Here is a 13,246-nt window from a genome sequence, read left to right as displayed (position 1 = left end):
TCAATACAGCTTCACCGCCACCAGTATCCAGCGCGGCTCGTCGGAGGACTCGAGCGAGGTGGTGCGCCGCGGCGCCATCATGCTGAAGATGCCCCGGGACGGCAGGCACTGTACGGGCTCGATGCCGTGCGACTGGAAGACGGTCAGCTGGAGGGACCATTGCCCTCCAGGCGCGGGCTCCACGCGGAAGCCCTCCAGGAAGAGCTCGGCCAGGGAGTTGGGGGGCGGCACGGTCTGGGCGTCGTCCCGATTCCGCATGACGAGCGCATTCGTCAATCCCAGCAGCGTGTTGCTGGTGCCGAACAGGTCCAGGCACTTCCCCTGCTCCAGGCCAGGCAGGTGGAGCAGCACGGGGTGCACGTGCACCACCGTGCCCTTCGTCTTCCAGTCTGGAGGCAGCTTCCCCGCCAGACTCGCCTGCCATTTGAGCTCCTGTTCCCTGCCGGAGTTCGACAGCGACGGCTCGAGCGGGAGCGAGATCAGCGTCCAATTGCTCTCCGTCACTTCGTCCGGAGCTTCCCGCTGGATGGGTTCCTGGACGAGATCGTAGTGGTAGGGGATGCGCGGTGGGATCTCCGCCGGAGTCTTCTCCGGCACCTGTTGCAAGGGTCTGGCGGTGACGGCCGCGAGCACCTGCTGACGGGCAGACACCAGGAGCGAGTTGTCGGAGATGTCGAGCCCATCCATGAGAAGGCGGGTCGCCGCGTTCTCGCCGTGAACGGACATCGCGAAGCCGTCTCCTCCCGGGCCGAGGAGGGTGAAGTAGTCGGCATCCCGTACCTTCCAGACCGTTCCCTCCAGGGGCAACTCCCGTCCGAGCGGAGACTTCACCCGGGAAGGAATCGTGTCGGTTCCCAGGAAGATGGCGGCGATCACCCCGCAGATGAGTGCTCCCAGCAGGAGCGTGGCGCGAGACAGATGGATGACTGCGCGCCGTGGGGATGGCTGCTCGCCGCCGAGCCGTTTGCGCGCCCTCGCCAGCGCGCAGATGACGACGAATGACTGGAAGCTCGAGATGATGGTCGCCACGCCCGCGACGAGGCCCAGGACCTCCGCGAAGTCGAGGTCCCAGGTTTTCGCCCAGAGGGCGGAGCGGCTCAGGAGCGTCTCGATGGCCAGGGGAACGCACCCGCTGCCGAGGAAGGCCCAGAGATAGACGGTGGGGGGACGTGCCTTCGTGGGAATGCAATGGCTTCCGAGCGCGACGAGCACCCACGTCAGCAGCCAGGCCAGGAAGGCGGTGGCCAGTGTCATGAGGAGCAGCACGAACCAGGGCGTGACTCCCAGCTTGTCCGCCAGCCCCACCACGGCATCCGTCGGCCCGACCATGAAGGCCAGGAACACGCAGGACAGCAGTGCGGAGCCGAACATGACCGTCCCGCTCCGGAACGTCGGGTAGCCCCAGTGCTCGTGCCCATGCAGCGCGAGCAGGATGCCAGTGCGCCGGGCCACGCGCCAGGAGATGAGCATCCCCAGCGGGATGAGGATGAAGGGGATGAAGATGAGCCCCACTCCGAGCCCCTGCCTGGCGAACTCCCAGGGCCAGCCCATCGTCACCTGGAGCGGGAAGGTGGTGACGAGCAGGACGAACAGGATCGCCAGGCCGATCGTGAAGGACCACACCAGGGTCATCCGTGCGCCGGTGAATGCGCCAATGGAGGCCCGGCGCTCGATGACGTGCCAGTTCCGCTCCACGCGCCGTCTGCGCACGATGCGGTGGGCGAGGAGCCGCTCCCATGCTGGGAAACCCCGGAGCGATCGCCGCGCCTCGGACAGGTCCGCCATCACCTCCAGCGCATGCACCCGCAGGTCCGGTTCCTCGTGCGCTCCCCGGAGTTGTGCGATGTCCTCGGGCCGCGCGAGCTTGGCGAATGAGCTCCCCGCCGCACGGCGCAAGGCCTTGTCCGGCGCCTCCAGTGCCAGCCTCAGGCATCGGGTGGTGAGCTGGCCCGTGTTGTCCTCCTGGCTCGCGCAGGCGCGGGCCGCACCGAGCCGCATGGCCGGGTGGGGGTGCTCCAACAGCTTCAGGAGCAGCTCCCGCGTGTGCCCGGCGCCGAACTCGTCATAGCGGGAGGCCCAGAAGCAGACGGTGTCCCTGTGCGCATGGATGACGCTGCACAGGATGAACTCCGTCTCCTTCTCGTTGAGCCGGAGCCGCTCCTTCCAGGGGTCCACCCGCTCCTCGAGCTGCTCCCCGGAGAGCAACCAGTGTGGGTCCGCGCGCCACTGGGGGTCTTCGCTCCAGCTGGTGATGAGGTGGCGCGTCATCCGGAACCGCACGAAGTCCGGATCCTCGTTCAGCCACTGCTCGATGATGCCCACGAGCCGCTCGTGCATCAGCTCATACCAGGTCCCATCCGGGCGTTGCACCACGCGCAGCAGCCGCACCTCGGCGAGGCGCTTGAGCACCTCCTGCGTCTCCCCCAACTCCACCCGTGTGGTGCCCGCGAGCAGATCCTCGGCGCGAGCGATTCGCCGGGTGTGCTCGGGGGTGATGAGGCCCTCCAGCACCGCGCGCACGAGCATCAGCCACTCCGGCGCGAGCCCGCTCGTCAGGTGGTGGGAATAGCGGTGGAGGATGCCTTCCACTCCCCCCAGTCGCTCCAGGTCCTCCCGCGTGAGCCGCACGGGCAGCCCCTGCCGTTGCGCGGCGTCGCGGTAGAGCTCTCCACAGGCGACCTGCAGGACGACCGGCTCGAATTGCCAGCCGGCCAGATCGTCCACCAGTGCGTTGACGAAGGCCTCGTCGTAGCGGGCCCCCACGTGCAGCAGTGGCCGGACGATGGCTTGCCGCGCCCCGTAGGCGGTGAGTGGAGGTAGCCGCAGTCCGTTCTCGGTCAAGTCGGGCAGCGTGGCGCGCAGGTCCTCGAGCCGGGCGTAGGAGTCCTCACTGATGCAGAAGATGAGCCGCACGTTGGCGGCGCTCTCCTGGGAGATGCGTCCCAGGAACCCGATGAAGGCCTCGCGCTCCTGGGGCCGCTCCTTGAACCGGGTGAAGAACTCCTCGAACTGGTCCAGCACGATGAGGAGCGGCTCGCGGGCGCAGAGCCCCACGAGCAGGTGCGGATCCATCTCCCGGGCCAGCTCGGGACAGTCCAGCTCGGAGGCCAGCGCGGCGCACAGCTCCGCCACGGGCGATTCGAGGACGCGCACCCGGAGGGGATGGAAGCCTCGCTGGCGCCACGGATGGAACAGACCCGCGAGCATCAGGGACGTCATTCCCGAACCCGCGTGGCCATACAGCACGTAGGTCCGGCCCCGCATGACGCCCGTCAGGAGCTCCTGGATTTCATCTTCTCGCCCGGCGAACCATTCGTGCTCGGACTCCTGGAAGTAGTCGAGGTACTTGAAGGGAGGAATGTCCGGGGGCGGGTGGGGGCGGTCATTCATGCCTCATCCTCCGCGTCCAGCCGCGCGGTGAGCGCGTCGATGACCGTGGAGGGCTCCTCGCGGATCCACCTCACGTTGAAGGACTTCCAGTAGGCGGAGTCGACCTCGGTGGCCTCCCTGGACACGAAGAAACAGGGACCCTGCATGGAGGCCTCGCCCGTTTCGAGCAGGAGGCAGAGCCGGCGGACGAGCAGGTCGCGCGGAGAGGCGCCCAGGAAGAGGAAGCTGCGGCCCATCTGCCGGACCAGGCCCACCACGTCCGAGCTGGCGCGCGGCAGCCGCTCCCAGAGGTGCTCGTGGTCCATTTCGGTGAGCATGAGCGAGGCGGCGTAGGTGAGCGTGCCCAGCACGTTCACCAGCAACGGTTCGGTGTGTTCACCTCCAGCCTGGGGCTGGTCCACCCGGTTGAGCACCCGGGTCATCTTCCGGGCCCGCTTGAGCGCCTCCTCCATCAATCCGTCGAAGTGCAGGTAGAAGATGCCGGGGACGTCCCAGCTGGCGATCTGCAGCAGGGGCCCCGGAGGCTCCGCCCTTCCGCAGGCGGCCTGGAGGGACTCGATGAGCCGGTAACGACGGCCATCGTGCTGGTAGTGCTGACAGACACGTGCCAGCAGGAGGGAAAGGATCCAGTCTCCGGCCGTCTCCAGATGCCGTAAGTCGTCCGCTTCCGGGTATTCGCTCTCGCGAGCGAGACGGTGGATGAGTTGGCTCAGGGTGGGCGCGGGGGCGGGAGCGTCCACGACGTGCCGCCGCGTGACCGTGGGAAGCGGGTGCAACCCCGGCCCCACCACCGGGATGCAACGGCCCTCGCGCAGACTGGCCACCAGCGCCCGGGGGAGCGGCACGACGGGCGTCTGCGTGATTGGCTCCACCACCGAAGTCACTGGAGCCCCTGGCGCCGGGCGCACGTCGAAGAGTTGCTCGCAACCGGGGCTCAGGTAGAGCACGGGGGTGACGAAGCCTCGAATGGTGTCGCCGCTCGCGTTGATGCGCAGTGCGTGCCGCGCTTGCTGGACGGCGGTGTCCACCCGCCCGGGGGCTCTGCCCGTGAGGAGCTCCCGGTAGAAGCTGTCCGCGAACCGGATGGAGACCGTGTCGGAAATTTCATACCGCATGGCGATGACGGCGGGGACGCGCGCCGTCCGCATGAGATGGGGCCCGAGCCCGGAGAGCGTCCGGGAGACCGAGGGCGAGGCCCCCAGGCAGCAGTTGAGCAGCGCGAGCCGCACGTGCTGTCCCTGCACCAGGCTGGCGAAGGTCGAGGCATCCATCCACAGGTCCGTGCCCGGCTCCTCGCCGTTGAGCCGGATGGAGATGCCCTCCTCGCCTGCCTCTCCATGGCCAATGAAGTGCAGCACGTCCCAGGCGGAGGACCTGAGCTCCGCCTGAAGGTGATCCGGCGTCACCCGTCCTTCCACGAGCCCGAGGTGCAACACGTCGCGCAGATCCCTCGCGGCGTTGCGCAGGTTGTTCCACTCGTATTGCACCTGGAGGCCCGAGCCCTCGGGGATGACCACCAACACGCGGATGGGTTGCTCTCCCCGGGGCGTGTACAGGCAGGGCGGGCAACCCCTTGGTGGAGTGCGTGACAGGCAGTAGCGCAGGTCGGTGCCCAGGAAGCTGCTCGCCATCTCGTCGTGGAGCGCCTCCCATGGCAGTCGCTCGACATCGGCCTCGGGGGGAACGTCCAGCCACACCCGTAGGGGCCGGGACTCGTCTGCCTGGCGCTCCAACTCGGCGAAGGCCTCCTGGATGCCGGGAGGACGCAGTGCGTTCCATAACTGGCTGCCCACGTCCTGAAGGTCCGGCCGGGTGCAGATGCCCTGTTCGATGCGGGCAATGACGCCGCGAGAGCGGGAGGTAGGCGATAGCTCGAAGCCAAAGGGGCGCTCGATGGGTGCTTCCCCACCGGCCAGGAAGCGCACCAGATGACCGCTCTGGCCGTGAACCAGTTCGAACCGGCACGACAACCCTCCCGCCTGCCCATCGTGCGCCACGGTTGCCCCCTCCCTCGGCTGTCCACTGGCACCGAGGGGCTCCATCCCTCCCCGTTGGGAAAATAGTGCCCGCAGTGTGGCTTTGAGGCGGACTGGCGGGCAGGCGCAGCCAGGTCTCCTGCTGGGTGATTGGAAACCCGAGCCTCACGTGTCACTGCCCGCGAGGGGAGGTCGTGCGCTGAACGGAGCCCACCTTCCGGAGACCGGATGGCCGGGAGTGCGTTCGCGCCCAGCTTGGAGGCCACCGTGAAGCCAGTGTGGTTCCACGTGAATGGGGGGGTTCTCCATGTCTGTCCTTTCGGGCCTCTCGAGGTCTCTCGTGCCCGTGTTGCTGCTGGGGCTGGCTTGCAACCCCACCGTCGCGGAGGGCCCGGAGGAGGAGCCCCGCGTCTCCGCCCTCAATGACTCACTGCAAAGTCCCTGCCGGGTGGAGGATATCGTCCCGGGCCGGCTCGGCTCGGCGCCCTCGGAGCTGACGGATGTGGAGGGGACGCTCTTCTTCCTCGCCACCGACGTGGCGCACGGGACCGAGTTGTGGAGGAGCGACGGCTCCCGCCAGGGCACCCGTCTGGCCGTGGATCTCACCCCGGGCCCCGCGGGCTCGGAGGTGCGAGATCTCACCGGAGTGGGGCGGATGCTCTTCTTCGTCCGGGACACGCCGGAGTTCGGCGCCGAGCTGTGGAAGAGCGATGGCACTCCCGCGGGCACGTCGCTCGTCGAGGAGCTCTTCCCTGGCCCGGGCCAGTCGTTCCCCTCGGGGCTGACCTCCTTTGGTGGGTTGCTCTTCTTCACAGCCACCACCCTGGACTTTGGTACCGAGCTGCTGCGCAGCGACGGCACGCCCGAGGGCACCTTCGTGGTGAAGGACATCGCTCCTGGCCAGGGCAGCTCCTTCCCGAGGGATCTGACGGAGATGGACGGGTTGCTCTACTTCCTGGTCAGAGATGGGCTCTGGCGAACGGATGGGACGGAGGCGGGCACGGTGCTCGTCCGCCGGTTCGAGCCCGAGGGGCCATTCACCGAGCCACGCCTCCTCGGACTGACCCGGGTGGACGGGACGCTCTTCCTCCTGGTGCGCTTCGATCAGGAGGACGACGAGGGGCCGCCACGCCCCTTCACGCTGTGGAAGAGCGATGGCACGACCGGGGGCACGGTGCTCGTCAAGGACATCTACCCCGGCCCGGAGAGCTCGGGCCCGGGTGACATGGTCGCCTTCGGTGGGCGGCTCTTCTTCTTCGCCGATGATGGCATCCACGGCTCGGAGCTGTGGACGAGTGACGGCACGGAGAGGGGGACGGTGCTCGTCAAGGACATCCACCCGGGTCCCGAGGGAAGTCCGGACCTGGGAAATCCGATCGTCGTGGGAAAGGCGTTCTTCTTCGGCGCGGACGACGGAGTCCACGGCGCCGAGCTGTGGAAGAGCGATGGCACGCCCGAGGGCACGGTGCTCGTCGCGGATCTCTACCCGGGAGGCTTCGGCTCGCGTCCGAGCACCTTGACCGACTTCAATGGAACGCTCCTGTTCTCCGCCTTCGACCAGGTCGCCGGTTACGAGCTGTGGAAGAGCGATGGGACGGGTGTGGGCACCGTGCTGGTGGCGGACGCCGTTCCCGGACCCTCGGGCCTGTTTCCCAGGGAGCTGACGGTGGTGGGGGGACTCGTCTTCTTCTCCGCCTCGAGCCCTGTCTCCGGGAACGAGCCGTGGCGGACCGATGGCACGGCCGAGGGGACCTTCGTGGTGCGGGACATCTTCCCGGGCTTCGGCAGCTCGTTCCCCGAGAACTTCACGGCCGTGGGAGGCTCGGTCCTCTTCTTCGCGGGGGATCCGTTGTTTGGGCGGGAGCTCTTCCGGAGCGACGGGACGGAGGCGGGCACTGTGCTGGTGAAGGACATCCGCCCTGGCCCGCTGGGTTCGGAGCCCACCTGGCTGTCTGGCGTGGGGGGACCCCTGCTGTTCAGCGCCGACGACGGGGTGCACGGCCCCGAGCTCTGGGTGAGCGACGGCACGAAGCGGGGAACGCGGATGTTGCAGGAGCTCACCCCGGGCGTGCGCGGCTCCTTCCCCTTCCTTTTCACGCGCTCGGGCGCAACGTCTTCTTCTTCGCCGACGATATCGCCACCAATCGGGAGTGGTGGGTCGTCCCCGTGCACAAGCTCGACTAGCGCCCTCCGGGCAATGCAGCGCAAGTGCCTGCCTTTGCTGGTGCACCGGGCGCGGGCCCGCCCGTCAGGCGGTCTGCAGGTCGGATCGACCTCCATTCCCAGGGGAATCGGGTCTGACCTCCCTGCCGGGCGCCTCGAGTCGTGAGCAGGTTGATTCCAGGCGAGAGGGTCCTGTTCGCGGGAGTCGAATCATGCGCGCCCGGTATCACCGGCTGAGTCCCTTGGACCGGATGCTCCTGTCGATCGAGGGTGCCCGGACACCGACGCACATCGGGGCGCTGCTGTTGCTGGAGGGACCGCCGCTCCTGGACGCCGCCGGGCACCTGCGGCTGGAGGAGATCCGGCTCCGCCTGGAGCGTCGCTTGCGGCGGGTTCCCGTGCTGCGGAAGGTGCTGTATCGGCCGGGGCCGCTCCTGGGCCCCCCGCTGTGGGTGGACGATGCCGCCTTCTCCGTGGAGCGACACATCCTCCACGGGGAGATTCCCGCGCCGGGTGGAGAAGCGCAGCTCCTGCGGCTCGTCGAGAAGCTCCTGAGCAAGCGCCTGGATCGCTTCAAGCCCCTCTGGGAGCTCTGGTTCCTGACGGGGTTGGAGTCCGGACGGCTCGCCGTGCTGGTGAAGCTGCACCACTCCATCGCGGACGGGAAGGCCGCGCTCCGTATCTTCAGCGCGCTGTTCGATCTGACGCCGGACGCCGCGGATCCGGGGGAGGAGCCGTGGTCACCTCGGCCACCACCGAGCCACTGGCAGCTGTTCGTGGACAACCTCGCCGTGAAGGGGGCGGCTCTGGCGCGAGCCGTGAAGCGGCTGGCCCATCCGGTGGCCCTCGCCCGCTCCGCCGCCTCGGCCGGGCGGACGTTGGTGCGAACCCTCCGTGAAAACCAGCGAGCGCCGAGGACCTCTCTCAACGCACCCGTCGAAGTCGGCCGCCGCCTGTCCGTGATGCGGATGGGGCTGACCGAGGCGAGGAACGTCGCCCATGCTCGGGGCGTCAGGATCAACGACGTCATGCTCGCCCTGATCGCGGGTGGCTCGAGGGAGTTGCTGCTTCATCGTGGCGAGCCGGTCGAGGGCGTAGCCCTCATGGCCTCCGTGGCGGTCTCCCTGCGGCTCGCGACGGACGCCGGAGACCTTGGCAACAAGACCGCTCAGCTGCTCGCTCCACTCCCCCTGGACCTGCCCGACCCCGAGGCATGTCTGGAGGCGATCGCCGCTTCGACCCGGAAGATGAAGAAGAAGGAACTGGCGACGAGCTTCGAACACATCATCGCGTGGGTATCGAGGTCCGGGCTGCTCCGCTTCCTGGCTCGACGGCAGCACATGATGAACCTCTTCGAGAGCGACCTGGAGGGGCCGCCGGTGCCCCTCTTCGTGCTCGGCGCGCGGATCCTCGATGTGACGATCGCGAACAACCCCGCGGGAACCGTCGGCCTGACGTTCGCCATCCTGTCCTATGCCGGTCAGCTGAACCTCTCGGTGTGCGCGGACGCCGAACGGTTCCCGGACCTGGAGGTCCTGGTGGCGGGAATGGAGAGGAACTGGGCCCAGCTCCTCGAGGGGCTCCAGCCCGGAGAGCAGGTGAGCGTCCACTCCGAGGCCGTCTGGTGAGGTGCATGGAATGAGCGCCGCGAACCTCTGGAGCTACCCGAGCTGCCGCTCTTCCTCTCGTCCAATTCACTCTGGAAAAGAACCATGTCCGGCGGTTTGGGGCGCTGGTGCACCTCGCCGGTGCAGGGAGGCCGTACGGCAGGGGCCGGCATGCTCCTGGCTGGGCAAGGGAGGAAGGAACTGGTGGCGGTCTCCCCCTGACATAACGCGTCCACCCTCTCCAGCTTTTGGGCGAAGCGCGCCCCTCGCGGAGGATGTTTGGTCCAACGGTCCCGCGGGGTTGGCCCAACCAAGGGAGGAGCCCATGGTGAACGGAATCCATACTGCATACACTATCAACTCGAGTGTCGCGACGTGCCTGAAGAACAAGGGCAGGTCCTTTGTCGGCCGCTACTTCCGGCTGAGAAACCTTGACGGCTGCCAGTTGACCATCCCAGAGGCGCAGATCATTACCCGGGCGGGGCTATACATCGTGTCTATCTTCGAAGATGGCAACCCGACCAGTAAGACATACTTCACCTATGATCGGGGTTACGTCGACGCACGCGGCGCCTTCGATCTCGCCGCCAACAACTTCAGCCAGCCTTCCAACACCCCCGTCTATTTCGCGGTCGACTTCGACGCTGTTGCTTCGGATAAAACCGCCATCTTGGACTACTTCAGGGGGGTGCAGGACGGGTACAACCGTTACCGGATGGACCAGAGGCAACAGGGCGAGCCCGAGTACCCGTATGCCATCGGTGTCTACGGAAGCTACGACGTACTCGGCTGGTGCAAGGAAAAGAGCGTAGCCCGCTACTTTTTCCAAGCCTACGCCCAGGGATGGAGTGGGAAGCGGAATTCCAACGACTGGCCAGGGTACAGTCTGCGCCAGCGGTCCTCCAACATCCCCAACGTTTGCGGAATCACTGTGGACGACGATGAATCAAGCGGCTCGGCGGGCGGCTGGAAGATACCACTGCCCACCTTCGCCGAAGTAGCCGAGGCCAGTCCGCCGCAGGTCTGAATGTGAAGGGCGTGGCGTGGTGCCTCCGAGGTGAAGTGGAATTACGCACTTGGTGGTGAGGATGATGGCTTTGTTCCTGGCGAAGTAGTCGAACTGGCGGGCCGCTTCCGCACGCGCACGCCGGTGGACGGTTTCTTCCTGGCTGGCCAGGGGGTGCTCTTGAAGGGCCTCTCTCCGGTGCTGCTCTCCGGGAGGCTCGCCACGCGTGCCGCCGAGCGCTTCACCGAGAGGCGCGGCAGGCTCCCCACCACCTGGCCGCCTGTTGGAGGTGAGAATAGAGCTTGAAGGCCTCCTTCTGAGTCCGCCAGTGCCCGAGGGAAGCAGAGGACGGGAGGCAGAGGCTCCCCCTCTCTCCTGGCCGGCTTCATGATGGTCGTACTCGGAGGGCGGGGATGCATCGAGGTGAGCCCGGTGCCGGGGGGCGAGGGCCGTATTCGAGTGCGGGGTGCTGAACCCAGGGCGGCTGGGGCGGATGTCCGATGCGTGAAGGGCGCGGCCGCAAGCGTTCGCCGGACGACGGGCCGGGCTGGGCCTCATTCGAAAGCGCTCGGGGTCGGAGCATAGGTTGGTGAGCCGCATATCCGTGCCCTCTGTTCCTGGAGTCCGTATGCCCGAGGTCGCCCCACCCGAAGCCGAGCGGGAACGCTTCCTCCTCTCCGTGGAGGGGTTCGATGCCCTGCTGGTAGCGCTGCGGGCCGATGGCTGGCGGTTGATGGGCCCCACCGTGCGCGATGGCGCCATCGACCACGCGGAGATTCGGGGCGTGGCGGACCTGCCCCGGGGCATGACGGAGGTGCAGGATGCGGGCACCTACCGGCTGGCTCGGCGCGAGGACGGGGCGTTGTTCGGCTATTCGGTGGGACCCAAATCCTGGAAGCAGTTCCTCTTCCTGCCGAAGCTGCGGCTCTTGCGCGCGCACCGTCAGGAGAAGGGTTTCGAGGTGGAGCCGGAGACTACCGAGCCGCCCCGGTTGGCGCTCATCGGCGCGCGCTCGTGCGACCTGCACGCCATCGCCGTCCAGGACCGTACCTTCCTGGAGGGGCCCTACAAGGACCCCGACTACGCGGCGCGCCGCGAGCGGCTCTTCGTGGTGGCGGTGAATTGCGGGCAGGCGGGAGGCACCTGCTTCTGTGTGTCCATGCGGACCGGGCCTCGCGCCACCTTTGGCTTCGACGTGGCCCTCACCGAGCTGCTCGACGAAGGCGGACACCGTTTCCTCGCGGAGCCGGGCAGCGAGCGCGGCGCGGCGTTGCTCGCGCGCGTGGGAGCCATTCCCGCTCGTGAGCAGGACACGCAGGCCGCGGACGCGGTGGTGGAGCGCACCGCCCAGAACATGGGCCGAGCCATGGACACCACGGACATCAAGGGCCTGCTCTACCGAAACCTGGAGCACCCGCGCTGGGACAACGTGGCCGAGCGCTGCCTGGGGTGCACCAACTGCACCCTGGTGTGTCCCACGTGCTTCTGCTCCACGGTGGAGGACACGACGGACCTGCTCGGGGGCGTGGCCGAGCGCTGGCGGCGCTGGGACTCGTGCTTCACGCTGGACCACTCGTACCTGCACGGCGGCAGTGTCCGCCATTCCATCCGTTCCCGTTACCGGCAGTGGCTCACGCACAAGGTCGCGAGCTGGTGGGACCAGTTCGGCACCTCGGGATGCATCGGCTGTGGGCGTTGCATCACCTGGTGCCCGGTGGGCATCGACATCACCGAGGAGGTGGCCGCCCTCCGCGCCACCGATGGGGCCCGGCCCGGCGCGTGAGAGGAGCCCATCCATGGCGTCATCGCTTCCCCCCATCGAGGCGCATCCCTTCCTGCGCGGGCTCTCCCCCGAGCAGGTGAAGGCGATTGCTTGTAGCGTGAGAGAGGTGTCCTTTCCCGCGGGCGCCCTGCTGCTGCGCGAGGGCGACGAGGCCCACACGCTCTTCCTGCTGCGCGGCGGCCGGGTGTCGCTGGAGTTGAACATCCCCGGGCAGGGGCCCCGGCAGCTCGAGACGCTGAAGGCCGGCGACATCCTCGGTCTGTCCTGGCTCTTTCCTCCCTACCGCTGGCACCTGGACGCGCGGGCGGTGGAGCCCGTGGAGGCCTTCGCGCTCGATGCCTCGTGCCTGCGCGGCCCCAGCCCAGAGCACCCCGTGCTGGAGCCGGCCCTGGCGATGCGCCTGGTGCGCCAGCTCTATGAGCGCCTGGAGCGTGTCCGCATGCAGCGGTTGGATCTCTACAAGGCGGACACATGAGCACCGGTGCCCTCTCCACCACTGGCCCGATGACGCCCGTGCCCCTTCGTGTGCGGAGCCTCCGCCGAGAGACGGCCGACACGTTCACGGTGTCGCTGGATGTGTCGGAGCGCTCTGGCGGCTTCCCGTTCCTGCCGGGCCAGTTCAACATGCTGTACGCCTTCGGGGTGGGCGAGGTGGCCATCTCCATCAGCGGAGACCCGGGACGCCCGGGCGAGCTCCTCCACACCGTCCGCATCGTGGGCTCCGTCACCGAGGCGCTCCGCCGCGTGGGGAGGGGCGGACGGATGGGGGTGCGAGGCCCCTATGGCCGGCCGTGGCCCGTGGACGAGGCCCGGGGGCTGGACGTGGTGGTGGTGGCCGGAGGACTTGGACTGGCTCCGCTGCGCCCCGCCATCCTCCACCTGCTGCGCCACCGCGAGGCGTATGGCCGGGTATCCGTGCTGGTGGGGGCTCGCTCACCGGAGGGCCTGCTGTACCGCCGCGAGCTGGCCCGCTGGCAGGAGGACTCCCGGTTGAAGGTACTCGTCACCGTGGACCAGGCAGGCCCCGAGTGGAAGGGACACGTGGGCGTGGTGCCCGCGCTGCTGCGGGACGTGGAGTGGGACCCCTCGCGCACCGTGGTCCTGATGTGCGGGCCCGAGGTGATGATGCGCTTCACCGTGCGCGAGCTGGAGCGCCAGGGCGTGCCCGACTCGCGCATTCACCTTTCCCTGGAGCGCAACATGAAGTGCGCCGTGGGCTTCTGCGGCCACTGCCAGCTCATCCCGCTCTTCGTGTGCAAGGACGGGCCGGTGTTCCCCTACGGCCGGCTCCGTCCCTTCATCAACCTGCGCGAGGTGTGAG

The 13,246-nt window shown here is 68.0% G+C and carries 9 protein-coding genes; 7 read left to right on the top strand and 2 right to left on the bottom strand.

What is annotated here, in order from left to right:
- Both DAT35_RS16830 and DAT35_RS16825 read right to left on the bottom strand, forming a co-directional pair.
- Entirely contained in the window at positions 1-3,390 is a 3,390-nt protein-coding gene (locus DAT35_RS16830) for a hypothetical protein (RefSeq protein ID WP_108068058.1), read from the bottom strand.
- Positions 3,387-5,387 (bottom strand): CHAT domain-containing protein, encoded by a 2,001-nt coding sequence (locus tag DAT35_RS16825; protein ID WP_158501733.1) that lies wholly within the window; start codon positions 5,385-5,387, stop codon positions 3,387-3,389. Before DAT35_RS16825 ends, DAT35_RS16830 begins: the two co-directional genes overlap by 4 nt.
- A 286-nt stretch (positions 5,388-5,673) precedes the next feature.
- Here DAT35_RS16825 and DAT35_RS16820 point away from each other — a divergent pair, with 286 nt between their 5' ends.
- The 7 genes from DAT35_RS16820 to DAT35_RS16795 all read left to right on the top strand — a co-directional run bounded on the left by DAT35_RS16820 (position 5,674) and on the right by DAT35_RS16795 (position 13,245).
- Complete coding sequence (locus DAT35_RS16820; protein WP_158501732.1) at positions 5,674-7,695, top strand: ELWxxDGT repeat protein; 2,022 nt, start codon at positions 5,674-5,676, stop codon at positions 7,693-7,695.
- Between the two features lie 46 nt (positions 7,696-7,741).
- Positions 7,742-9,157, top strand: a complete 1,416-nt coding sequence (locus DAT35_RS16815; RefSeq protein ID WP_108068055.1) for a wax ester/triacylglycerol synthase family O-acyltransferase — start codon at positions 7,742-7,744, stop codon at positions 9,155-9,157.
- Between the two features lie 304 nt (positions 9,158-9,461).
- Complete coding sequence (locus DAT35_RS16810; protein WP_108068054.1) at positions 9,462-10,163, top strand: DUF1906 domain-containing protein; 702 nt, start codon at positions 9,462-9,464, stop codon at positions 10,161-10,163.
- Between the two features lie 30 nt (positions 10,164-10,193).
- Positions 10,194-10,448, top strand: coding sequence for a hypothetical protein (locus tag DAT35_RS58180; protein ID WP_146209747.1), 255 nt, complete (start codon positions 10,194-10,196; stop codon positions 10,446-10,448).
- Between the two features lie 322 nt (positions 10,449-10,770).
- On the top strand, positions 10,771-11,925 hold the full coding sequence (locus tag DAT35_RS16805; RefSeq protein WP_108068053.1) for a 4Fe-4S dicluster domain-containing protein: 1,155 nt from the start codon (positions 10,771-10,773) through the stop codon (positions 11,923-11,925).
- Between the two features lie 13 nt (positions 11,926-11,938).
- Entirely contained in the window at positions 11,939-12,400 is a 462-nt protein-coding gene (locus DAT35_RS16800) for a cyclic nucleotide-binding domain-containing protein (RefSeq protein WP_108068422.1), read from the top strand.
- Positions 12,397-13,245, top strand: coding sequence for an FAD/NAD(P)-binding protein (locus DAT35_RS16795; RefSeq protein ID WP_108068052.1), 849 nt, complete (start codon positions 12,397-12,399; stop codon positions 13,243-13,245). Before DAT35_RS16800 ends, DAT35_RS16795 begins: the two co-directional genes overlap by 4 nt.
- Position 13,246: the final 1 nt, after the last annotated feature.

Source organism: Vitiosangium sp. GDMCC 1.1324 (assembly GCF_003044305.1).
Classification (GTDB): domain Bacteria; phylum Myxococcota; class Myxococcia; order Myxococcales; family Myxococcaceae; genus Archangium.
The sequence above is the reverse complement of the archived record's forward strand: the minus strand, read 5'-3'. Positions and strand labels throughout refer to the sequence as shown.

Coding starts and splice junctions, on each gene's coding strand:
- DAT35_RS16830 (WP_108068058.1), bottom strand. CDS start 3,390: ATGAATGACCGCCCCCACCCGCCCCCGGACATTCCTCCCTTCAAGTAC.
- DAT35_RS16820 (WP_158501732.1), top strand. CDS start 5,674: ATGTCTGTCCTTTCGGGCCTCTCGAGGTCTCTCGTGCCCGTGTTGCTG.
- DAT35_RS16815 (WP_108068055.1), top strand. CDS start 7,742: ATGCGCGCCCGGTATCACCGGCTGAGTCCCTTGGACCGGATGCTCCTG.
- DAT35_RS16810 (WP_108068054.1), top strand. CDS start 9,462: ATGGTGAACGGAATCCATACTGCATACACTATCAACTCGAGTGTCGCG.
- DAT35_RS16805 (WP_108068053.1), top strand. CDS start 10,771: ATGCCCGAGGTCGCCCCACCCGAAGCCGAGCGGGAACGCTTCCTCCTC.
- DAT35_RS16800 (WP_108068422.1), top strand. CDS start 11,939: ATGGCGTCATCGCTTCCCCCCATCGAGGCGCATCCCTTCCTGCGCGGG.
- DAT35_RS16795 (WP_108068052.1), top strand. CDS start 12,397: ATGAGCACCGGTGCCCTCTCCACCACTGGCCCGATGACGCCCGTGCCC.